Source organism: Pseudomonas sp. MF08875 (assembly GCF_059862525.1).
On the sequence record NZ_JCBCUW010000003.1, the window covers coordinates 168,142 to 190,442 of the forward strand.

The following is a 22,301-nucleotide window of genomic DNA, read 5'->3' on the forward strand; positions in this document are numbered from 1 at the left end:
GAGTCTGACCCTAGATAACGACAATGGATTTTGTAGGAGTGCATCGTGCGTAAGTTGACTCAATTGGTTCTCCTGGCGACTGTCCTGGTAGCGACCCCGGCATTTGCCGAAATGAAAATCGCGGTACTGAACTACCAAATGGCCTTGCTGGAGTCCGATGCGGCGAAGAAGTACGCCGTGGATGCCGAGAAAAAGTTCGGCCCGCAGTTGACCAAGCTCAAGACTCTGGAAAGCAGCGCCAAGGGCATCCAGGATCGCCTGGTCAGCGGTGGCGACAAAATGGCCCAGGGCGAGCGTGAACGTCTCGAGCTGGAATTCAAGCAAAAGGCCCGCGACTTCCAGTTCCAATCCAAGGAGCTGAACGAAGCCAAAGCCGTTGCCGACCGTGAAATGCTCAAGCAACTCAAGCCAAAGCTCGACAGCGCCGTGGAAGAAGTCATCAAGAAAGGTGCCTTTGACCTGGTCTTCGAGCGGGGTGCAGTGATTGATGTCAAACCTCAGTACGACATCACTCGCCAAGTTATCGAGCGTATGAATCAGCTGAAGTAATCCATGATCGCGACTAAAAAACTCGGCCAGTTGGCCGAGTTCCTTGGCGCCACCCTGCGTGGCGACCCGGAGAAAGAAATCACTGGGCTGGCCACTTTGCAAGAGGCCGGCCCAGCTCAGTTGAGCTTCCTGGCAAACCCCCAGTATCGCAAGTACCTGGGTGATAGCCACGCGGCTGCGGTGCTGTTGAAGGCCGCGGATGCCGAAGGCTATGCCGGCGACGCGCTGGTGGTGCCCGACCCTTACGCGGCGTACGCACGGGTCTCCCATTTGTTCGACCCCAAGCCCGTGGCACAGGCTGGTATCCACCCGACAGCGGTGGTGGCCGAGGACGCAGTGGTCGATCCGCTGGCGAGCATCGGCCCGTTTGCCGTGATCGAGAGCGGTGCGCACATTGCGGCCGGTGTCACCGTGGGCGCCCATTGCTTTATCGGCGCTCGCTCGCAGATCGGCGAGGGCGGTTGGCTGGCCCCGCGGGTCACGCTCTACCACGACGTGCGCATCGGCAAACGTGTGGTGATCCAGTCCGGGGCCGTGCTGGGTGGCGAGGGCTTCGGCTTTGCCAATGAGAAGGGTGTCTGGCAGAAGATCGCGCAAGTGGGCGGTGTATTGATCGGCGATGACGTCGAGATCGGCGTCAATACCGCCATTGACCGCGGTGCATTGGCCGATACAGTTCTTGGCAACGGCGTGAAACTGGACAACCAGATCCAGATTGCCCACAACGTGCAGGTCGGTGACCACACGGCCATGGCTGCGTGCGTGGGGATCTCGGGCAGCACCAAGATCGGCAAGCATTGCATGCTCGCCGGTGGCGTTGGCCTGGTGGGGCATATCGATATCTGCGACAACGTGTTCCTGACCGGCATGACCATGGTCACCCACTCCATTACCGAGCCGGGTGCCTACTCCTCCGGCACGGCAATGCAGCCCGCGGCCGAATGGCGCAAAAGCGCGGCCCGCATTCGGCAACTCGATGACATTGCGCGGCGTTTGCGCCAACTGGAAAAGCGTGTAGGGGACGTGACCCCCGGCGGTATTGCTTCATCTGATGGCTGATACCCTTTCCATATCAAGTGTGCACGGCCGCTAGACTGCCTCCTTGATTTGCTACTTGAGGAGTGCGCGTTGTCGCGTGCTCCCAATCTTTACTACAGGCTTCCCCCCGAAATGATGGACATCAACGAGATTCGCGAATACCTGCCTCACCGTTACCCGTTCCTGCTGGTGGATCGGGTGGTGGACTTGGATGTTGAGGGCAAGCGCATTCGTGCCTACAAGAATGTCAGCATCAACGAACCCTTCTTCAATGGTCACTTTCCAGCCCACCCCATCATGCCGGGTGTGCTGATTATCGAGGCCATGGCGCAGGCCGCGGGTATCCTGGGCTTCAAGATCATGGGCGTGAAGCCGGCGGATGGCACCCTGTACTACTTCGTCGGCTCCGACAAACTGCGTTTCCGCCAGCCTGTGTTGCCGGGTGACCAGTTGATCCTCGAAGCCAAGTTCATCAGTTGCAAGCGTCAGATCTGGAAGTTCGAGTGCCAGGCCACGGTGGACGGCAAGCCGGTCTGCTCCGCTGAAATCATCTGTGCGGAACGCAAGCTATGAGTTTGATTGACCCTCGCGCAATCATCGATCCGTCGGCCGTACTGGCCGACGATGTCGAGGTCGGCCCCTGGTCGATCATCGGTGCCGGTGTGGAAATCGGCGAGGGGACGGTGATCGGGCCGCACGTGATTCTCAAGGGCCCGACCCGGATCGGCCGGCACAATCGTATCTACCAGTTCTCCTCGGTAGGCGAAGACACCCCCGATCTCAAATACAAAGGCGAGGAAACCCGCCTGGTCATCGGTGACCACAATGTCATCCGCGAAGGCGTGACCATTCACCGCGGCACCGTGCAGGACCGCAGCGAAACCACCCTGGGCGACCACAACCTGATAATGGCCTATGCCCATATCGGTCACGACAGCGTGATCGGTAACCATTGCATCCTGGTCAACAACACCGCACTGGCCGGCCATGTTCACGTCGAAGACTGGGCGATCCTCTCCGGTTTCACCCTGGTGCACCAGTATTGCCACATCGGCGCCCACAGCTTTTCCGGGATGGGCACGGCCATTGGCAAGGACGTACCGGCCTATGTGACCGTATTTGGCAACCCCGCCGAAGCACGCAGCATGAATTTTGAAGGCATGCGCCGTCGCGGCTTCAGCGACGAGGTGATCCACGCCCTGCGTCGCGCCTATAAAACCGTTTATCGCCAAGGCCTGACGGTTGACCAGGCATTGGCGCAATTGGCCGAACCCTCGGCGCAGTTCCCCGAAGTCGCGGTATTCCGTGACTCGATCCAGTCCTCGTCCCGCGGCATTACCCGATAACCATGACGACTTTGCGTATTGCGTTGGTGGCGGGTGAGGCATCCGGGGACATCCTGGGCGCAGGTTTGATGCGTTCGCTCAAGGCTCGTCACCCCGATGTGGAATTCATCGGCGTCGGCGGCCCGCTGATGGAAGCTGAGGGCCTGGTGTCCTATTTTCCGATGGAGCGCCTGGCGGTCATGGGCTTGGTGGAAGTGCTCGGGCGCTTGCGTGAGCTGCTGGCACGGCGCAAGAAGCTCATCGCGACTCTGATCGCCGAGAAGCCGGATGCGTTCATCGGCATCGACGCTCCGGACTTCACTCTCAATATCGAACTCAAGCTGCGCCAGGCCGGGATCAAGACCGTGCACTACGTCAGCCCGTCGGTCTGGGCATGGCGGCAGAAGCGCGTGCTGAAAATCCGCGAAGGCTGCGACCTGATGCTCACGCTGTTCCCGTTCGAGGCCCAGTTCTACGAAGAGAAGGGTGTGCCGGTGCGGTTTGTGGGGCACTCCTTGGCCGATGCCATTCCACTGGAGGCCGACCGCATTGCGGCCCGCGAAGAACTGGGGCTACCTGATGGCCCTCTAGTGGCGTTGATGCCAGGCAGTCGTGGCAGTGAAGTCGGGCGCCTGGGGGCGTTGTTTCTCGATGCTGCCCAACGCTTGCGTGCGTTGCGTCCTGGCGTGCGGTTTGTCATGCCCTGCGCCAGCCCGGAGCGCCGTGCGCAACTGGAAGAGCTGCTCGCCGGCCGCGACCTGCCACTGACCCTGCTCAACGGCCGTTCCCACCAGGCCTTGGCTGCGTGCGATGCGGTGTTGATCGCCTCTGGCACTGCGACCCTTGAAGCCTTGTTATACAAGCGGCCGATGGTAGTGGCCTATCGCTTAGCGCCGTTGACGTTCTGGATTCTCAAGCGCATGGTCAAAAGCCCCTACATTTCGTTGCCTAACCTGCTGGCCCAGCGTTTGCTGGTGCCCGAGTTGCTGCAGGACGAGGCCACTGCCGACGCCTTGGCCCTGACCCTGGCGCCCCTGATCGACGGGGGTGAGGAACAAACCCGCGGTTTCGACGAAATTCACCGCACCTTGCGCCGCGACGCCTCTAATCAAGCGGCGGACGCGGTGCTGAACCTGATCGGCAAATCCGTATGAGCAGCCTCAAGCAAATGGGCCTGGATTTCACTCTGGTCGCCGATGCTCAGGACCTGGTGGCCGGTGTCGATGAAGTGGGCCGCGGCCCGTTGTGCGGCGCGGTGGTCACGGCGGCAGTGATCCTCGATCCCAATCGCCCGATCATCGGCCTCAATGATTCGAAGAAGCTCACCGAGGCCCGGCGCGAAAAGCTCTACGACGAAATTTGCGAAAAAGCCCTGAGCTGGTGCATCGCCCGGGCGGAAGTCGAGGAAATCGACGAGCTCAACATCCTGCACGCCACCATGTTGGCCATGCAGCGCGCGGTGCAGGGCCTGAGCATTCAGCCGAAGTTGGCGATGATCGACGGTAATCGCTGCCCGAAGCTGGCGATGCCGGCCGAAGCGGTGGTCAAGGGTGATAGCAAGGTGCCGGCGATCGCCGCCGCCTCGATCCTGGCCAAGGTCAGCCGTGACCGGGAAATGGCCGCCATGGAACTGATCTACCCCGGCTACGGCATCGGCGGGCATAAGGGTTATCCCACCCCAGTGCACCTCGAAGCCCTGGCGCGCTTGGGCCCCACACCGATTCACCGGCGCTCTTTCGCACCGGTGCGCCTGGCCTACGAGGCGCTGGACGCCAAGACCAGGGTTTAGCCAACAGGCTGATGTTTTACTCAGGGCCCGGTACAATCCGGGCCTTGTTGTCTTTACGCTTTCTGGACAGGATCACTATGCCGGCTTCATTCGTTCACCTGCGCCTGCACACTGAATACTCCCTGGTCGATGGTCTGGTGCGGATCAAACCGCTGGTTAAGACCCTCGTCGGTATGAACATGCCGGCCGTGGCGGTCACCGACCAGAACAACATGTGTTCCCTGGTCAAATTCTACAAAGCCGCCATGGGGGCGGGCATCAAGCCGATCTGCGGCGCTGACCTGTGGCTGTCGAACAAAGACCCGGACAATGCCCTGAGCCGCATCAGCCTGCTGGCGATGAACGCGGTTGGCTATCGCAACCTCACCGAACTGATTTCCCGTGGCTTCATTGATGGCCAGCGCAATGGCTCGATCATCATCGAGCGCGAATGGGTCGCCGAGGCCAGTGAAGGCCTGATTATGTTGTCAGCGGCCAAGGAGGGTGAGATCGGCCTGGCCCTGTTGGGCGGCAACCCGGACGAGGCCGAGGTCCTGGCACGGGACTGGATGGCGGTGTTCCCGCAGCGCTTCTACCTGGAAGTGCAGCGCACCAACCGGCCCAACGACGAAGAGCACCTGCACGCGGCCGTAGCCCTGGCCGAGAAGCTTGGCGCGCCGCTGGTGGCAACCAACGATGTGCGCTTCATCAAGCCCGAAGACTTCGAAGCCCACGAAACCCGCGTGTGCATTGGCGAGGGCCGCGCCCTTGACGACCCGCGTCGCTCCAAGAACTACAGCGACCAGCAGTACCTCAAGAGCGCCGCGCAAATGGCCGAGCTGTTCAGCGACTTGCCTGAGGCGCTGGAAAACAGCGTGGAGATCGCCAAGCGCTGCAACATCGAAGTGAAACTGGGTAAGCACTTTCTGCCCAACTTCCCGATCCCCGATGGCATGACCATCGACGAATACTTTCGCAAAGTGTCCTTCGATGGCCTTGAGGAGCGCCTCAGCGTCCTGCTGCCCCGGGACACCACTGAGGATTACGAGGCCAAGCGCCAGGTCTATGTCGACCGTTTGAATTTCGAGCTGGATATCATCATCCAGATGGGCTTCCCCGGTTACTTCCTGATCGTGATGGACTTCATCCAGTGGGCTAAGAGCAACGGCGTCCCGGTAGGCCCGGGGCGGGGTTCGGGTGCAGGGTCGCTGGTGGCCTATGTGCAGAAGATCACCGACCTCGACCCGCTGGAATATGACCTGCTGTTTGAACGGTTCCTTAACCCGGAACGGGTTTCGATGCCCGACTTCGACGTCGACTTCTGCATGGACGGGCGCGACCGGGTCATTGAATACGTGGCCGAAAAGTACGGCCGCAACGCGGTCAGTCAGATCATCACCTTCGGTTCCATGGCGGCCAAGGCTGTAATCCGCGACGTGGCGCGGGTGCAGGGCAAGTCCTATGGCCTGGCGGACAAGCTGTCGAAGATGATCCCCTTCGAAGTCGGCATGACCCTGGAAAAAGCCTACGAACAGGAAGAAATCCTGCGCGACTTCATCAAGGTCGATGAAGAGGCCGCAGAAATCTGGGCCATGGCCCGCAAGCTCGAAGGCGTGGTGCGTAACGTCGGCAAGCACGCCGGTGGCGTGGTGATCGCACCGACCAAGTTGACTGACTTTTCGCCCATTTACTGCGACGAAGAAGGCGATGGCCTGGTAACCCAGTTCGACAAGGACGACGTGGAGGCGGCCGGCCTAGTGAAGTTCGACTTCCTTGGCCTGCGGACCCTGACGATCATCGACTGGGCGCTCAAGACCATCAACCGCGACCGCGCCAAGGTCAATGAAGCGCCGTTGGACATCGCGTTCATCCCGCTGGACGACAAGCCCACCTACAGCCTGCTGCAAAAAGCCGAAACCACGGCGGTGTTCCAGCTTGAGTCGCGTGGCATGAAAGAGCTGATTAAAAAGCTCAAGCCCGACTGCCTGGAAGACTTGATCGCCCTGGTGGCGCTGTTCCGCCCCGGCCCGCTGCAATCGGGCATGGTGGACGACTTCATCAACCGTAAGCACGGGCGCGCCGAGTTGGCGTATCCCCACTGCGACTACCAGTACGAGGGCCTCAAGCCCGTATTGGCGCCGACCTACGGCATCATCCTGTACCAGGAACAGGTGATGCAGATTGCCCAGGTCATGGCCGGCTACACCCTTGGTGGCGCGGACATGCTGCGCCGGGCCATGGGTAAGAAGAAACCCGAAGAGATGGCCAAGCAACGCGGTGGCTTCATCGAAGGTTGCGCAACCAACAATATTGACGCGGACCTGGCGGGGAACATCTTCGATCTGGTGGAGAAATTCGCCGGTTACGGCTTCAACAAGTCCCACTCCGCCGCCTATGGCCTGGTGTCGTACCAGACCGCTTGGCTCAAGGCGCACTACCCGGCGCCGTTCATGGCGGCGGTGTTGTCGGCGGATATGCACAACACCGACAAGGTTGTCACCTTGATCGAAGAAGTTCGCACCATGAAGCTGCGTCTCGACGCGCCGGATGTGAACGCCTCGGAATTCAAATTCACCGTTAATGACGAAGGCCGGATCATCTACGGGCTCGGTGCCATCAAGGGTGTCGGCGAAGGCCCGGTGGAGGCCATCACCGAAGCGCGCCAGGACGGGCCGTTCAAGGACTTGTTCGATTTCTGCGCCCGGGTCGACCTCAAACGCATCAACAAGCGCACCCTGGACGGCTTGATCCGCAGCGGCGCCCTAGACCGCCTCGGCCCGCACTTCTTCGATGAAACCAAGGCCTACCAGGCCAATATCGACCGTAACCGGGCTGTGCTGCTGGCGGCCATGGAAGAAGCCATCAAGGCTGCCGAACAGACCGCGCGCACCCATGACAGCGGCCATGCCGACCTGTTCGGCGGCTTGTTCGTCGAGGCGGACGCGGATGTCTACGCCAACCACCGCAAGGCCAAGGAACTGACCCTCAAGGAACGCCTCAAAGGTGAGAAAGACACCCTGGGCCTGTACCTGACCGGCCACCCGATCGACGAATACGAAGGGGAAATCCGCCGCTTCGCCCGTCAGCGCATCATCGACCTGAAACCGGCGCGCGACACCCAAACGGTCGCCGGGATGATTATTGCCTTGCGAGTGATGAAGAACAAAAAGGGCGACAAGATGGGCTTCATCACCCTCGATGACCGCTCCGGGCGCATCGAAGCGTCGCTGTTTGCCGAGGCATTCCATTCGGCGCAATCGTTGTTGCAGACCGACGCGATGGTGGTGGTCGAAGGCGAGGTCAGCAACGACGACTTCTCCGGTGGCTTGCGCCTGCGGGTCAAGCGCGTGATGAGCATGGAAGACGCACGCACGAACCTGGCCGAGAGCCTGCGCCTGAAGGTGCAGGCCGACGCCCTCAAGGGCGACCAATTGCGGGTGCTGGGCGACTTGTTCAAGCGTCATCGCGGTGCCTGCCCGATCACCCTGGAATACAGCGGCCCCGATGCCAAGGCGCTGCTACAGTTCGGCGAAACCTGGCGAATCGACCCGGCGGACAGCTTGATTCAAGCCTTGCGTGACCAGTTCGGGCGAGACAACGTCTTCCTCCAATACCGTTGATGGCCTGGTGCCCCGCGTGGGCGCCGGTCCTGACCTGAATTTTTAATCTCGACCTGAACGCGCCTCTCCCTTAAGGTAGGGCGCGAATAGACAACCGGCCGGCCCAAGCTCTCTTGGACGTCGACCCAAGACGGACGCCTATGAACCCGAATTTTCTAGATTTCGAACAGCCAATCGCCGACCTGCAAGCCAAGATCGAAGAGTTGCGCTTGGTCGGTAACGACAATTCGCTGAATATCGGCGATGAGATCTCCCGCCTGCAGGCCAAGAGCAGCACCCTGACCGAAGACATCTTCGGCAAGCTGACCAGTTGGCAGATCGCGCGCCTGGCGCGTCACCCGCGGCGCCCGTACACCCTGGACTACATCGAGCACATTTTCACCGAGTTCGACGAACTGCACGGTGACCGTCATTTCTCCGACGATGCGGCCATTGTCGGCGGCGTTGCCCGCCTCGAAGACCAACCGGTGATGATTATCGGCCACCAGAAAGGGCGTGAAGTCCGGGAAAAGGTACGCCGTAACTTCGGCATGCCGCGCCCCGAAGGCTACCGCAAGGCCTGCCGCCTGATGGAAATGGCCGAGCGTTTCAAAATGCCGATCCTGACTTTCATCGACACCCCGGGCGCGTACCCGGGCATCGACGCCGAAGAGCGCAACCAGAGCGAAGCGATTGCCTGGAACCTGCGCGTCATGGCGCGCCTGAAAACCCCGATCATCGCCACCGTGATCGGTGAAGGTGGCTCCGGCGGCGCCCTGGCGATTGGCGTGTGTGACCAACTGAATATGCTGCAGTACTCCACCTACGCGGTGATCTCACCGGAAGGCTGTGCGTCGATCCTGTGGAAAACCGCCGAAAAAGCTCCGGACGCCGCCGAAGCCATGGGCATCACCGCCGAGCGCCTCAAGGGTCTGGGCATTGTCGATAAGGTGATTGGCGAGCCTTTGGGCGGCGCCCACCGTGACCCGGCTACCGCCGCTGCATCGATTCGCGCCGAGCTGAGTTCGCAGTTAGCGATGCTGAAAAAGTTCGATAACGATGCATTGTTGGCCCGTCGCTATGAGCGTTTGATGAGCTACGGTCTCTGACCTGACCCAGCGACACCCCTGTGGGAGCGGGCTTTCTCGCGAAGGCGTCGGCACAACCAACATTAATGTTGGAGGCCATGGACTCTTCGCGGGCAAGCGGAGCGCCGTCCGGCCCGTTCCGACATTGGATTTGGGCGAAGTGATCGAAATGAATCAGTCAGCCATGGATCTACCCGCCAAACTGCTGCTGAACCTGGCCCCTTGGCGCACGTCCCCGATCTGGCACGTTGCCTTCTCCGGGGGGCTCGATTCCACCGTCCTGCTGCACCTTCTTGCCCAATTGGCGCACACCCATTCCCTGCCCAGGCTGACGGCCATCCATGTGCATCATGGCCTGCAATCGGTGGCGGATGCGTGGCCGCCACATTGCCAGGCTGTTTGCGACGCCCTTGGCGTGCCATTGCGGGTGATCCACGTGCAGGTGAAGGCCGGGGCGAGCCTTGAGCGAGCGGCTCGTGAGGCCCGCTATGCTGCCTTCGCTCAAAGCCTGGGGAGCAACGAGGTGCTGTTCACCGCCCAGCACCGTGACGATCAGGCCGAAACCTTGCTGTTTCGCCTGTTGCGCGGTGCTGGGGTCAGAGGCCTGTCGGCGATGCCGCCGCAGCGTGCGCTGGGGCAAGGGCAGTTGCTGCGCCCGCTGCTGGACGTGTCGCGGGCCGAGTTGGCGGCCTATGCCCGCGAGCATGGCTTGTGCTGGATTGACGACCCGTCCAACCAGGATCAGCAGTTTTCCCGCAACTATCTGCGACAAGAGATCTTTCCTGCATTGCTCCAGCGCTGGCCACAAGCCGTGGCCGCCATGGCCCGCAGCGCCGCCCATGTGCAGGAAGCCCAAGGCTTGCTCGATGAGTTGGCGCTGATGGATTTGCAAACGGCCCGCGCGGCCTGCGCGTTCGATTGGCTGGGGCTGCCTTCGCTGGAAATGGCGGCGTTTACCGGACTGTCCCCGGCCCGGCAACGCAATGCCCTGAGCCATTGGCTGGCGCCCATGACCCGGTTGCCGGACAGCGATCACTGGGCGGGATGGGAGAGCCTGCGCGACGCCGCGCCAGGTCGGCATCCACGCTGGCGGCTGGCGGACGGCGAGTTGCAGCGCGCGGGCGGGCGCCTGTGGTGGCTGGCCGGTGCCTGGCTGCGCGAACCGGTTGGCGACCTGGGCTGGGTCGATCCGCGCCAAGCTTTGGCGTTGCCGGATAACGGCTGCCTCGCATTGACCGGCACGGCGCCCGACGGGCGGCTGCGGGTGCGTTATCGCCAGGGCGGCGAAGTGATGGCGGTGGTGGGGCGCGGCCATCGCGATCTCAAGCGTTTGCTCAACGAACGGGGTGTGCCAGGCTTTGCCCGTGGCCGATTGCCGCTGCTGTACAGAGGCGGCGAACTGCTGGCGGTGGGCGGCGTGGCGGGCCTGGATGGTGCTGCCGATGGCCCGTGGCAATTGCGGTGGCAGCCTCCTGCCTGAGATCAAGGTTTGAGCTGGAAGGGGCTTTCCGGTAGACTACGCTCCCTTCTTGATACAACTTCTGTGGATTCGCCTGAATTGCAGCAGTTGCCGATTACCAAGCAGTCTTTGCTGGGCGATTCCAAAAAATGTGTAGCGAACAACGTACCGGTGGTTTCACTTCCGGTCTGTCCCAACGCGGCGGTTTTTTTGAAAGATGCACTGTAATTAATGCAGGTGATCGGGGGCTTCGGCCTTCCTTCGCTTTCCCCGGCGGCTCGGACCGCTTTAACGCAGACTTCTAGGGTTTTTCATGACGCGCTACATATTCGTCACGGGCGGTGTTGTTTCTTCATTGGGGAAAGGCATCGCATCGGCTTCATTGGCGGCCATCCTGGAGGCGCGGGGACTTAAGGTCACCATGCTCAAACTGGACCCGTACATCAACGTTGACCCGGGCACCATGAGCCCGTTCCAGCACGGTGAAGTGTTCGTCACCCACGACGGCGCCGAGACCGACTTGGACCTGGGCCACTACGAGCGGTTCATCCGCACGACCATGACCCAGGACAACAACTTCACCACCGGCCGGGTTTACGAACACGTGCTGCGCATGGAGCGCCGTGGTGCCTACCTGGGCGCCACCATCCAGGTGATCCCGCACATCACCGACGAAATCAAGCGCCGCATTATCAAGGGTGCCGGCAATGCCGACGTGGCCTTGGTCGAGATCGGCGGCACCGTGGGCGACATCGAATCCCAGCCGTTCCTAGAAGCGATCCGCCAGTTGCGTTTTGAAGTCGGCGCCAAGCGCGCGATGCTGATGCACCTGACCCTGGTGCCGTACATCGCCACCGCTGGCGAGACCAAGACCAAGCCGACCCAGCACTCGGTCAAGGAATTGCGCTCCATCGGCCTGCAGCCGGACGTACTGGTCTGCCGCTCCGACCACCCGATCGATATCTCCTCGCGTCGCAAGATCGCCCAGTTCACCAACGTCGAAGAACGTGCGGTGATTGCCCTGGAAGACGCCGACACCATCTACAAGATCCCGGGCATCCTGCATTCCCAGGGCCTGGACGATTTCGTCGTCGAGCGCTTTGGCCTGCAATGCGAAGGCGCGGATCTGTCCGAGTGGGAGAAGGTGGTCGACGCCAAGCTCAACCCGGAACACGAAGTCACCATCGCGATGGTCGGCAAGTACATGGAGCTGCTGGATGCTTATAAGTCGCTGATCGAAGCGATGAGCCATGCTGGCATCACCAACCGCACCAAGGTCAACCTGCGCTACATCGATTCCGAAGACATCGAGAACCAGGGCACCGCGCTGCTCGAAGGCGTGGACGCGATCCTGGTACCCGGCGGCTTTGGCCTGCGTGGCGTGGAAGGCAAGATCACCGCCGTGCAATTCGCCCGCGAAAACAAGGTGCCCTACCTGGGTATCTGCCTGGGCATGCAAGTGGCGGTCATCGAGTTCGCCCGTAACGTTCTGGGTTGGAAGGACGCCAACTCCACCGAGTTCGACCACACCAGCGCTCACCCGGTCGTGGGCCTGATTACCGAGTGGGAAGATGCCACCGGTGTCGTCGAGACCCGTACTGAATCCTCCGACCTGGGCGGCACCATGCGCCTGGGCGCTCAGGACTGCCAGCTCGTCGCCGGCTCCCTGGTACACGATTGCTATGCCAAGGACGTGATCGTCGAACGCCATCGCCATCGTTATGAAGTCAACAACAAGCTGCTGCCAAGCCTGATCGAGGCCGGCCTGAAAATCTCCGGTCGCTCCGGTGATGGCGCGCTGGTGGAAGTGGTCGAAGCGCCGGATCATCCGTGGTTTGTCGCATGCCAGTTCCACCCCGAGTTCACCTCGACGCCCCGTGACGGTCACCCGTTGTTCAGCGGTTTCGTCAAGGCCGCGTTGGCTCAACACCAGAAGAAGGCGTGATCCCCATGGCACAGAAAATCATCCGTGTCGGCGACATCGAAATCGCCAACGACAAGCCAATGGTGCTGTTCGGCGGCATGAACGTGCTGGAAAGCCGCGACATGGCCATGCAGGTGTGCGAAGAGTATGTGAAGGTTACCCAGAAACTGGGTATTCCTTACGTGTTCAAGGCCAGCTTCGACAAGGCCAACCGTTCGTCCGTGACCTCCTACCGTGGCCCAGGCCTGGAAGAAGGCATGCGGATTTTCCAGGACATCAAGCAAGCCTTCGGCGTGCCGATCATCACTGACGTGCACGAGCCCGCGCAGGCTGCCGTGGTGGCCGAGGTCTGCGACATCATCCAGTTGCCGGCCTTCCTGTCCCGCCAGACCGACCTGGTGGTGGCCATGGCCAAGACCGGCGCGGTCATCAACATCAAGAAAGCCCAGTTCCTCGCGCCTCAGGAAATGAAGCACATCCTGAGCAAGTGCGTGGAAGCGGGTAACGACCAGTTGATCCTCTGCGAGCGTGGTTCGAGCTTCGGCTACAACAACCTGGTGGTGGACATGCTCGGCTTCGGCATCATGAAGCAGTTCGAGTACCCGGTTTTCTTCGATGTGACCCACGCGCTGCAAATGCCTGGCGGTCGCTCCGATTCAGCGGGCGGTCGCCGCGCCCAGGTCACCGACCTGGCCAAGGCAGGTATGAGCCAAGCCCTGGCCGGCCTGTTCCTGGAAGCCCACCCCGACCCGGACAACGCCAAGTGCGACGGCCCTTGCGCCCTGCGTCTGGACAAGCTGGAGCCGTTCCTGGCCCAGCTCAAGGCCCTGGACGAACTGGTGAAGAGTTTTCCGACGGTAGAAACCGCGTAAAGCTGATTTCTCCGGTAAAGTACCGCACGTTTTTATGACTCAGGCCCTCGGGCCTGAGTTTTGTTGTCTGCCGGGCTGCCCCGCGTACCGCGCAGACGACTCAGGTTTCCTTCAGCTGCGTCGTTTTCGTCAACTTTGGAGTGTTTACAACAATGGCAAAAATCGTCGACATCAAAGGTCGTGAAGTTCTCGACTCCCGTGGCAATCCCACTGTGGAAGCCGACGTGCTTCTCGACAACGGCATCATCGGCAGCGCCTGCGCGCCGTCCGGTGCTTCCACCGGCTCCCGTGAAGCACTGGAGTTGCGTGATGGCGACAAGAGCCGTTACCTGGGCAAGGGCGTACTCAAGGCCGTAGCCAACATCAACGGCCCGATCCGTGAGCTGCTGCTGGGCAAGGACCCGGTTGACCAGAAAGGCCTGGATCACGCGATGATCGCCCTGGATGCCACTGAGAACAAAGGCTCCCTGGGTGCCAACGCGATCCTCGCTGTGTCCCTGGCTGCGGCCAAGGCGGCAGCCCAGGACCAGGACCTGCCGCTGTACGCCCACATCGCCAACCTCAACGGCACGCCGGGTGTGTACTCGATGCCGGTGCCGATGATGAACATCATCAACGGCGGCGAACATGCCGACAACAACGTCGATATCCAGGAATTCATGGTGCAGCCTGTCGGCGCCAAGACGTTCTCCGATGGCCTGCGCATGGGCACCGAGATCTTCCATCACCTCAAGGCTGTCCTCAAGGCTCGCGGCCTGAGCACTGCGGTGGGTGACGAAGGTGGTTTCGCGCCGAACCTGGCGTCCAACGAAGATGCCCTCAAGGTCATCTCCGAAGCCGTGGCCAATGCGGGCTACACCCTGGGCACCGACGTGACCCTGGCTCTGGACTGCGCGGCCAGCGAGTTCTTTGAAGACGGCAAGTACAACTTGTCCGGCGAAGGCCAGGTGTTCACCGCTGAAGGTTTTGCCGATTACCTCAAGGGCCTGACCGAACGCTACCCGATCATCTCCATCGAAGATGGCCTGGATGAGTCCGACTGGGCTGGCTGGAAAATTCTTACCGACAAGATCGGCGAGAAAACCCAATTGGTGGGCGACGACCTGTTCGTGACCAACACCAAGATCCTCAAGGAAGGCATTGATAAGAAGATCGCCAACTCGATCCTTATCAAGTTCAACCAGATCGGCACCCTGACCGAAACCCTGGAAGCCATCCAGATGGCCAAGGCTGCTGGCTACACCGCCGTGATCTCGCACCGCTCCGGCGAAACCGAAGACTCGACCATTGCCGACCTGGCGGTCGGGACTGCGGCTGGCCAGATCAAGACCGGCTCGCTATGCCGTTCCGATCGTGTCTCCAAGTACAACCAATTGCTGCGTATCGAAGAGCAACTGGGCGCCAAGGCCAAGTACAACGGCCGTGGTGAGTTTCGCGGTTAAGCACTAAATGGTAAAAAAGACACCGGATTGTGTCGGAAAAGTCGTGCGATCGACGGTTTTGCCACTAATCTGATGTCTTATTGGTACGGGCCTGGTTCTTCCAGGCTTCGTGCTATTGGTTGATCCGAAGTTGTTGGCGTGGCTGTCTTTTTTCACTGGAAACCCGATATTCGATGCGCAGTCCCAATTGGTTGTTCCTTGTCTTGCTCTTGTTGCTGGCCGGCTTGCAGTACCGCCTATGGGTGGGCAATGGCAGCCTGGCGCAAGTGGCCGACTTGACCCAGCAAATTGCTGACCAGCACGCCGAGAACGAAGGGTTGCTGGAGCGTAACCGAGTGATGGACGCGGAAGTCACCGAGTTGAAAAAAGGCATGGAGACCGTTGAAGAACGGGCTCGCCATGAGTTGGGAATGGTCAAGGAGGGCGAAACCCTCTACCAGTTGGCTCAATGATTCCTGTCTTGCCGGCCTTCTGGGCCGTGATTCCTGCCGCGGGCGTCGGTGCCCGTATGGCCGCGGACCGCCCCAAGCAGTATCTGGCCTTGGGCACACGCACAATTCTTGAACACAGCCTCGGCTGTTTCCTCGATCACCCGTCCCTCAAAGGCCTGGTGGTCAGCCTCGCGCTGGACGATCCCTATTGGCCGAACCTGGCATGCGCGAGCGATACGCGGATCCAGCGGGTCGAGGGCGGCGATGAACGTTCCGGCTCGGTCCTCAATGCTTTATTGCATCTGCACGCCCAGGGCGCGGGCGATGATGACTGGGTGCTCGTGCACGACGCCGCGCGGCCGAACCTGGCCCGGGATGACCTCGACCATTTGCTCAGCGAATTGGCCGACGACCCGGTGGGCGGCTTGCTGGCGGTGCCGGCCCGCGACACCCTCAAACGCGTCGATGCCCAGGGGCGGGTGCTGGGAACCGTGGATCGCAGCCAGATCTGGCAGGCCTACACCCCGCAGATGTTCCGCCTCGGCGCCTTGCACCGGGCCTTGGCCGACAGCCTGGTGGCGGATGCCGTGGTCACCGACGAAGCCTCGGCCATGGAGTGGGCGGGCCTGGCGCCACGCCTGATCGAGGGCCGTTCGGACAATATCAAGGTCACCCGCCCGGAAGACCTGGAGTGGCTGCGCCTGCGCTGGGCCACCCGTACATAAGCTTCAACCGCGATATTCCGGCCTCAGGGCCAAGCCTTCCTTCAAGAACTCCACCAGTTTGCGCACCTTGGGCGACAAGTGCCGTTGCTGCGGGTAGAGCGCCCAAACGGCGGTGTTGGGCGGCTGATGGGCGTCGAGCAGGGCAATCAAGCGGCCGCTGTGCAAGTGCTCCAGCACGTAGTAATCCGGCAATTGGCAGAGCCCGACGCCTTGCAGCGCCGCATCCAGCACCGCTTGCCCACTGTTGCATCGCCAGTTTCCCTGGACCCGTTGGGAAAATTCCCGGCCATCCTGCTGTAAAAGCCACAGGTCGGAGCTACCGATCAGACAGTTGTGGCGGCTCAATTCCGACAGGCTATGGGGCCGGCCGTAACGCTCCAAGTAGGAAGGCGAGGCGCACAGGTACATGCGCCGGGGCGCCAAGCGCGTAGCCACCAGCCGCGAGTCTTGCAAGCGGCCCAGGCGAATCGCCAGGTCCAGGCCTTCATGCACTAGGTCCAGGGGGCGGTTGCTCAACTCGATATCCACCCGCAACTGCGGGTAGAGGCCCATGAAGGTGGTCACCAGCGGCACGATAAAACGCTCGCCGTAAGCTACCGCGCAGGTCATGCGCAACATGCCCTTGGGTTCACTGGTCAGGTCGCCCACGGCGCGCAAGGCTTCTTCGCGACCGTCCTGCAGGCGTTGGCAGTGCTGCAGGAACGTCTGGCCGGCCTCGGTCAGGGTCACGCGACGGGTGCTGCGGTAGAGGAGTTTTGTCTGAAGGCGCTCCTCAAGGCGTGCGACTTGTCGGCTGATATGGGAGGACGAAACCCCAAGACGCTCGGCGGCTGCGGTGAACTGGCTGCATTCGGCCACGGCGACGAATTCGTCTATGCCTTCCCAGCGGTTCTCGGTCATGGCGGCTTCCTTGATTATCCCTGTGTAGCAATAATGTTTTGCTTTTGGTTGGATTATTAATCGTTCAGCGCTGTTTTACACTCCCAGCCTCGTTTTAATTCACTGGAGAGTCAGCATGATTAAGTCACGCGCCGCCGTTGCCTTCGAGGCCAAGAAACCCCTTGAGATCGTTGAAGTCGATGTCGCGATGCCCAAGGCAGGCGAAGTTCTGCTGCGAGTCGTGGCCTCCGGGGTCTGCCACACCGATGCCTACACGTTGTCCGGCGCGGACCCGGAAGGCATCTTCCCGTCGATCCTTGGCCATGAAGGTGGCGCGGTAGTCGAGGCCATCGGTGAAGGCGTGACATCGGTGGCGGTGGGCGATCATGTGATCCCGCTTTACACGCCCGAATGTGGGAAATGTAAGTTCTGCCTGTCGGGCAAAACCAACCTGTGCCAGGCCATTCGCGCCACCCAGGGCAAAGGCCTGATGCCTGACGGCACTACTCGCTTTTCCTATAAAGGCCAGCCGATTTTCCATTACATGGGTACTTCGACCTTTTCCGAGTACACCGTGCTGCCGGAAATCTCCGTAGCGAAAATCGCCAAGGATGCGCCCCTGGAAAAGGTCTGCCTGCTGGGTTGCGGCGTCACCACTGGCATCGGCGCAGTACTCAACACCGCCAAGGTCAAGCCGGGTGACACCGTGGCGATCTTCGGCCTGGGCGGCATTGGCTTGTCGGCGGTGATCGGTGCGGTCAAGGCCAAAGCGGCGCGCATCATTGCCATCGACATCAATCCGGCCAAGTTCGACATCGCTCGGCAACTGGGTGCCACTGACTGCGTCAATCCCAAGGATTTCGATCGCCCGATCCAGGAGGTGATTGTCGATATGACTGACGGCGGCGTGGACTTTTCCTTCGAATGCATCGGCAACGTGCAGCTGATGCGCGCGGCGCTGGAGTGCTGCCACAAGGGCTGGGGCGAGTCGGTGATTATCGGCGTCGCCGGTGCGGGCCAGGAAATCGCTACCCGGCCATTCCAATTGGTCACCGGTCGCGTCTGGCGCGGTTCGGCGTTTGGCGGCGTGCGTGGGCGCAGCGAGTTGCCCAGCTACGTGGAAATGGCCCAGACCGGCGAGATCCCACTGGACACCTTCATCACCCACACCATGGGCCTGGAAGATATCAACAAGGCTTTCGACCTGATGCATGAAGGCAAAAGCATTCGTACTGTCATCCACTTCTGACCAATAGTGGCGAGCGGCAAGCAGTTATCTGCAAGAGGGTGCGCCTTCTTGCAGCCTGTGGTTTGACGCTTGCGGCTGGGAGCCTTCAATGCCCCTGGAAAACATTTCTTGCCAGAAAAGCTTCGGCGGCTGGCACAAGCGTTACCGGCACCGCTCCGAGGTGTTGGGTTGTGACATGGTGTTTGCCGTGTACCTGCCGCCGCAGGCCGAGTCGGGCGCCAAGTTGCCAGTGCTGTATTGGCTGTCGGGCCTGACCTGCACCGATGAGAACTTCATGCACAAGGCCGGCGCCCAGCGCATGGCGGCGCAGTTGGGGTTGATAATCGTCGCCCCGGACACCAGCCCCCGTGGCACCGATGTGCCGGGCGACCCGGATGGCGCGTGGGATTTTGGCTTGGGGGCCGGGTTCTACCTCAATGCTACGCAAGCGCCGTGGGCAAAAAACTATCGGATGCATGACTATGTTGTGCAGGAATTGCCGGCGTTGGTCGAAGCGCATTTCCCGGCCTCGGAGAAGCGCGGTATCAGCGGTCACTCCATGGGCGGTCACGGGGCGCTGGTGTGTGCATTGCGCAATCCGGGGCGTTACCAATCGGTGTCAGCCTTTTCGCCAATCAACAACCCCATCGACTGCCCTTGGGGTCAGAAAGCGTTTTCCCGTTACCTGGGCGAGGACCGCTCGCGCTGGCGCGAATGGGATGCCTGCGCGCTGATTGCCCAAGCCCGGGAGAAGCTGCCGTTGCTGGTGGACCAGGGCGACCGCGATGACTTCCTTGAAACCCAACTCAAACCTCTGGCCCTGCAACAGGCCGCCAGGCTGGCGGGCCATCCGCTGACCCTGCGCCTGCAACCGGGCTACGATCACAGCTACTTTTTCATCGCCAGTTTCATCGACGAGCACTTGGCCCATCACGCGCGTGCGCTAGGCGCCTAATGTGCGCCAAAGCAGGTAGAATCACGCCCTGACTCAATCGGGGCGTTTTTTTATGCGTATTGGCCACGGCTACGATGTACACCGTTTCGCACAAGGCGATTTCATCACCCTGGGCGGTGTGCAAATTGCCCACCATTGCGGGCTGCTGGCCCATTCCGACGGCGACGTGCTGCTGCATGCCTTGAGCGATGCCCTGCTCGGCGCGGCGGCGCTGGGGGACATCGGCAAACACTTCCCGGACACCGACCCGCAATTCAAGGGCGCCGACAGCCGCGTGCTGCTGCGCCACGTTGTCGCATTGATCCATGCCAAAGGCTGGAAAGTCGCCAACGTCGATAACACCATCATTGCCCAGGCGCCGAAAATGGCCCCCCACATCGAAGCGATGCGTGCGTTGATTGCCGCGGATCTTCAGGTCGAGTTGGATCAAGTGAACGTAAAAGCCACCACCACTGAAAAGCTCGGCTTTGTCGGCCGTGAAGAAGGCATCGCGGTGCACGCCGTCGCCTTGTTGCAACGCTCATGAACGACCTGCAATTGCTGGGCCCACGTGCCTACGGCGAATCCCTTGGCAGTGCCGTACTCAAAGCCAGCGCGGAAGATTTCCAGGTCGATGAAGTGCTCGATATCCCCTTGAGCGGCGATGGCGAACACCTGTGGTTGTGGGTCGAAAAACGCGGCCTCAACACCGAAGAAGCGGCGCGGCGCATCGCCAAGGCTGCCGGCGTGCCGTTGCGTACGGTGAGCTATGCGGGCCTCAAGGATCGCCAGGCGTTGACGCGCCAATGGTTCAGCTTGCAACTGCCGGGCAAGGCCGACCCGGATCTGTCGGCAGCGCAGAACGACACGTTGACCATCCTCAAAAGCATGCGGCACAAACGCAAACTGCAACGCGGTGCCCATTCGGCCAACGGCTTTACTTTGCGCCTCACCCAACTGAGCGGCGACCACGCGGCCATCGACGAGCGCTTGCGCTTGATCGCCCGTCAGGGCATTCCCAACTATTTTGGTACGCAACGTTTCGGCCACAACGGCGGCAATGTGGTTGACGCCCGTGGCTGGGCTGTGCGTAAGGCACTGCCGGAGCAACGCAATGTGCGCTCGCGGCTGCTGTCCACGGCCCGCAGTTTTTTGTTCAACCAAGTACTGGCGGCGCGGGTTGCCGACGGCAGTTGGCAGCGCGCCCAGGTGGGCGACCTCCTGGCCTTCACCGACAGCCGCAGCTTCTTCCCGGCCGGGGAGGCCGAGTGCAGTGATCCGCGCTTGGCCATTCTCGACCTGCACCCCACCGGGCCGCAGTGGGGCGAAGGCGAGTCGCCGGCCGGCGGCGCGACCCATGCCTTGGAGCAAGGTGTCGCGGGCAGTGAGCCGGACCTGCGCGATTGGCTGGTGGCCGCGGGCATGAAACATGAGCGTCGAATCCTGCGGCTGCCCATTGGCGGTTTGACGTGGCATTATCCCGAGCCTGACATTCTGCAACTGGAATTCGTCCTGCCGGCCGGATGCTTTGCCACTGTACTGGTGCGCGAGCTTGTCGATCTGGTGCCGGTGGGGCAGACGGACAGCCCATGCGTATTCTGATTTCTAATGACGACGGGGTCACGGCCCCCGGCCTCGCCGCGCTTCATGCTGCGTTGGCGGATTACACCGAGTGCGTGGTGATCGCCCCGGACCAGGAACGAAGCGGCGCCAGCAGCTCGCTGACGCTCGACCGTCCGTTGCATCCGCAAACCCTGGCCAACGGCTTTATCAGCGTCAACGGCACCCCCACCGACTGCGTTCACCTGGGGGTCAACGGCTTGCTCGCGCAGGCGCCGCACATGGTGGTATCCGGGATCAACCTGGGCGCCAATCTGGGGGATGACGTGCTGTATTCGGGCACCGTCGGCGCGGCGCTGGAAGGGCGTTTCCTGGAGCGTCCGTCCTTCGCGTTTTCGCTGGTCTCGCGCCAGGTCGAGAACCTGCCGACGGCCGCCCACTTCGCGCGCAAGCTGATCGAGGCCCAGGCCGGGTTACAGCTGCCACCGCGCACTGTGCTCAACGTCAACGTGCCTAATCTGCCCGTGGATCATATCCGCGGCGTGCAACTGACGCGCCTGGGGCACCGTTCCCGGGCGGCGGCACCGGTGGAAGTGGTCGACCCGCGCGGCCGTTCCGGCTACTGGATCGCGGCTGCTGGCGATGCCGACGACTGCGGTCCTGGTACGGATTTCCACGCGGTGATGCAGGGCTACGTTTCGATTACGCCGTTGCAACTCGATCGCACCTTCAACGACGCCTTTGCCAGCGTCGAAGGCTGGCTGGAGGGGCTGCGCTGATGGCTCGCGAGCAAGACGACATGCTGCGGCGCGGTATCGGCATGACCTCCCAGCGCACGCGGGAGCGCTTGATCCAGCGCTTGTATGAAGAAGGGTTGTCCAACGCCCAGGTGTTGGAGGTGATCCGCCGTACACCACGGCACCTGTTCGTCGATGAAGCGCTGGCCCACCGCGCCTACGAAGACACCGCGCTGCCCATTGGCCACAACCAGACCATTTCCCAGCCGTACATGGTCGCGCGCATGAGTGAACTGCTGTTGGCCGCCGGGCCTCTGGACAAGGTGCTGGAAATCGGCACCGGCTCGGGCTATCAGACGGCGGTGCTGTCGCAATTGGTGGAACGGGTGTTTTCCGTTGAGCGCATCAAGGTCCTGCAGGACCGCGCCAAGGAACGCCTGGTGGAGTTGAACCTGCGAAACGTGGTGTTCCGCTGGGGCGACGGCTGGGAAGGGTGGCCGGCGCTGGCACCGTATAACGGCATTATCGTCACTGCGGTGGCCACTGATGTGCCGCAGGCCTTGCTCGATCAGTTGGCCCCTGGCGGGCGGTTGGTGATTCCGGTGGGGGCTGGCGAAGTTCAGCAATTGATGCTGATTACCCGCGAGGAGCAGGGTTTTTCTCGGCAGGTTCTCGGTGCCGTACGTTTTGTGCCGTTGCTCAATGGCCCCCTGGCCTGAGCATTTATATAAACGCGATGAATT

Annotated in this window: 21 protein-coding genes; 20 read left to right on the top strand and 1 reads right to left on the bottom strand. The window is 61.5% G+C overall.

Features of this window, described 5'->3' with window-relative positions; genetic code table 11:
- Nucleotides 1-45 precede the first annotated feature (45 nt).
- From AC19YT_RS03055 to ispD, 14 genes are all read left to right on the top strand, one after another.
- Nucleotides 46-549 (top strand): OmpH/Skp family outer membrane protein, encoded by a 504-nt coding sequence (locus AC19YT_RS03055; protein WP_019692093.1) that lies wholly within the window; start codon nucleotides 46-48, stop codon nucleotides 547-549.
- 3 nt (nucleotides 550-552) lie between these two features.
- On the top strand, nucleotides 553-1,608 hold the full coding sequence (gene lpxD / locus AC19YT_RS03060; RefSeq protein ID WP_095106416.1) for a UDP-3-O-(3-hydroxymyristoyl)glucosamine N-acyltransferase: 1,056 nt from the start codon (nucleotides 553-555) through the stop codon (nucleotides 1,606-1,608).
- 111 nt (nucleotides 1,609-1,719) lie between these two features.
- Complete coding sequence (gene fabZ / locus AC19YT_RS03065; protein WP_095106418.1) at nucleotides 1,720-2,160, top strand: 3-hydroxyacyl-ACP dehydratase FabZ; 441 nt, start codon at nucleotides 1,720-1,722, stop codon at nucleotides 2,158-2,160.
- Nucleotides 2,157-2,933 carry an acyl-ACP--UDP-N-acetylglucosamine O-acyltransferase gene (gene lpxA / locus AC19YT_RS03070; RefSeq protein ID WP_095106420.1) on the top strand — a complete coding sequence of 259 codons (777 nt, stop codon included), beginning with the start codon at nucleotides 2,157-2,159 and terminating at the stop codon, nucleotides 2,931-2,933. The genes fabZ and lpxA overlap by 4 nt, the downstream gene beginning before the upstream one ends.
- Nucleotides 2,934-2,935: 2 nt before the next feature.
- The gene (gene lpxB / locus AC19YT_RS03075) at nucleotides 2,936-4,066 is read left to right on the top strand and encodes a lipid-A-disaccharide synthase (RefSeq protein WP_500600023.1); all 1,131 of its coding nucleotides are present in this window, start codon (nucleotides 2,936-2,938) and stop codon (nucleotides 4,064-4,066) included.
- Entirely contained in the window at nucleotides 4,063-4,701 is a 639-nt protein-coding gene (gene rnhB, locus AC19YT_RS03080) for a ribonuclease HII (protein WP_500600022.1), read from the top strand. The genes lpxB and rnhB overlap by 4 nt, the downstream gene beginning before the upstream one ends.
- A gap of 77 nt (nucleotides 4,702-4,778) precedes the next feature.
- A complete protein-coding gene (dnaE, locus tag AC19YT_RS03085) occupies nucleotides 4,779-8,300 on the top strand; it encodes a DNA polymerase III subunit alpha (protein ID WP_500609690.1) in 3,522 nt (1,173 codons plus the stop codon).
- Nucleotides 8,301-8,440: 140 nt separating this feature from the next.
- The gene (locus tag AC19YT_RS03090; RefSeq protein WP_095106425.1) at nucleotides 8,441-9,388 is read left to right on the top strand and encodes an acetyl-CoA carboxylase carboxyltransferase subunit alpha; all 948 of its coding nucleotides are present in this window, start codon (nucleotides 8,441-8,443) and stop codon (nucleotides 9,386-9,388) included.
- A gap of 148 nt (nucleotides 9,389-9,536) precedes the next feature.
- A complete protein-coding gene (gene tilS, locus AC19YT_RS03095; protein WP_500609691.1) occupies nucleotides 9,537-10,847 on the top strand; it encodes a tRNA lysidine(34) synthetase TilS in 1,311 nt (436 codons plus the stop codon).
- A 292-nt stretch (nucleotides 10,848-11,139) separates the two neighbouring features.
- On the top strand, nucleotides 11,140-12,771 hold the full coding sequence (gene pyrG, locus AC19YT_RS03100; RefSeq protein ID WP_095106427.1) for a CTP synthase: 1,632 nt from the start codon (nucleotides 11,140-11,142) through the stop codon (nucleotides 12,769-12,771).
- Between the two features lie 5 nt (nucleotides 12,772-12,776).
- Entirely contained in the window at nucleotides 12,777-13,622 is an 846-nt protein-coding gene (kdsA, locus tag AC19YT_RS03105; RefSeq protein ID WP_095106429.1) for a 3-deoxy-8-phosphooctulonate synthase, read from the top strand.
- A 152-nt stretch (nucleotides 13,623-13,774) separates the two neighbouring features.
- On the top strand, nucleotides 13,775-15,064 hold the full coding sequence (gene eno, locus AC19YT_RS03110) for a phosphopyruvate hydratase (protein ID WP_095106431.1): 1,290 nt from the start codon (nucleotides 13,775-13,777) through the stop codon (nucleotides 15,062-15,064).
- A 173-nt stretch (nucleotides 15,065-15,237) separates the two neighbouring features.
- Nucleotides 15,238-15,516 carry a cell division protein FtsB gene (ftsB, locus tag AC19YT_RS03115; RefSeq protein WP_095106432.1) on the top strand — a complete coding sequence of 93 codons (279 nt, stop codon included), beginning with the start codon at nucleotides 15,238-15,240 and terminating at the stop codon, nucleotides 15,514-15,516.
- The gene (gene ispD / locus AC19YT_RS03120) at nucleotides 15,513-16,220 is read left to right on the top strand and encodes a 2-C-methyl-D-erythritol 4-phosphate cytidylyltransferase (RefSeq protein WP_095106433.1); all 708 of its coding nucleotides are present in this window, start codon (nucleotides 15,513-15,515) and stop codon (nucleotides 16,218-16,220) included. The genes ftsB and ispD overlap by 4 nt, the downstream gene beginning before the upstream one ends.
- A 3-nt stretch (nucleotides 16,221-16,223) precedes the next feature.
- On the opposite strand, the gene AC19YT_RS03125 is transcribed toward ispD, so the two are convergent.
- The gene (locus AC19YT_RS03125; protein ID WP_500609692.1) at nucleotides 16,224-17,120 is read right to left on the bottom strand and encodes a LysR substrate-binding domain-containing protein; all 897 of its coding nucleotides are present in this window, start codon (nucleotides 17,118-17,120) and stop codon (nucleotides 16,224-16,226) included.
- A gap of 115 nt (nucleotides 17,121-17,235) precedes the next feature.
- On the opposite strand from AC19YT_RS03125, the gene AC19YT_RS03130 reads away from it, so the two are divergent.
- From AC19YT_RS03130 to AC19YT_RS03155, 6 genes are all read left to right on the top strand, one after another.
- Nucleotides 17,236-18,348, top strand: a complete 1,113-nt coding sequence (locus AC19YT_RS03130; protein ID WP_095106437.1) for an S-(hydroxymethyl)glutathione dehydrogenase/class III alcohol dehydrogenase — start codon at nucleotides 17,236-17,238, stop codon at nucleotides 18,346-18,348.
- A gap of 88 nt (nucleotides 18,349-18,436) precedes the next feature.
- Nucleotides 18,437-19,282: an S-formylglutathione hydrolase gene (gene fghA, locus AC19YT_RS03135; RefSeq protein ID WP_095106439.1), complete on the top strand. Its 846-nt coding sequence runs from the start codon at nucleotides 18,437-18,439 to the stop codon at nucleotides 19,280-19,282.
- A gap of 52 nt (nucleotides 19,283-19,334) precedes the next feature.
- Nucleotides 19,335-19,808, top strand: coding sequence for a 2-C-methyl-D-erythritol 2,4-cyclodiphosphate synthase (gene ispF / locus AC19YT_RS03140; RefSeq protein WP_095106441.1), 474 nt, complete (start codon nucleotides 19,335-19,337; stop codon nucleotides 19,806-19,808).
- A complete protein-coding gene (gene truD, locus AC19YT_RS03145) occupies nucleotides 19,805-20,863 on the top strand; it encodes a tRNA pseudouridine(13) synthase TruD (RefSeq protein WP_095106443.1) in 1,059 nt (352 codons plus the stop codon). The genes ispF and truD overlap by 4 nt, the downstream gene beginning before the upstream one ends.
- Complete coding sequence (surE, locus tag AC19YT_RS03150) at nucleotides 20,851-21,600, top strand: 5'/3'-nucleotidase SurE (RefSeq protein WP_095106445.1); 750 nt, start codon at nucleotides 20,851-20,853, stop codon at nucleotides 21,598-21,600. Before truD ends, surE begins: the two co-directional genes overlap by 13 nt.
- Nucleotides 21,601-21,641: 41 nt before the next feature.
- The gene (locus AC19YT_RS03155; protein ID WP_176465036.1) at nucleotides 21,642-22,277 is read left to right on the top strand and encodes a protein-L-isoaspartate(D-aspartate) O-methyltransferase; all 636 of its coding nucleotides are present in this window, start codon (nucleotides 21,642-21,644) and stop codon (nucleotides 22,275-22,277) included.
- The last annotated feature ends 24 nt before the right edge of the window (nucleotides 22,278-22,301 follow it).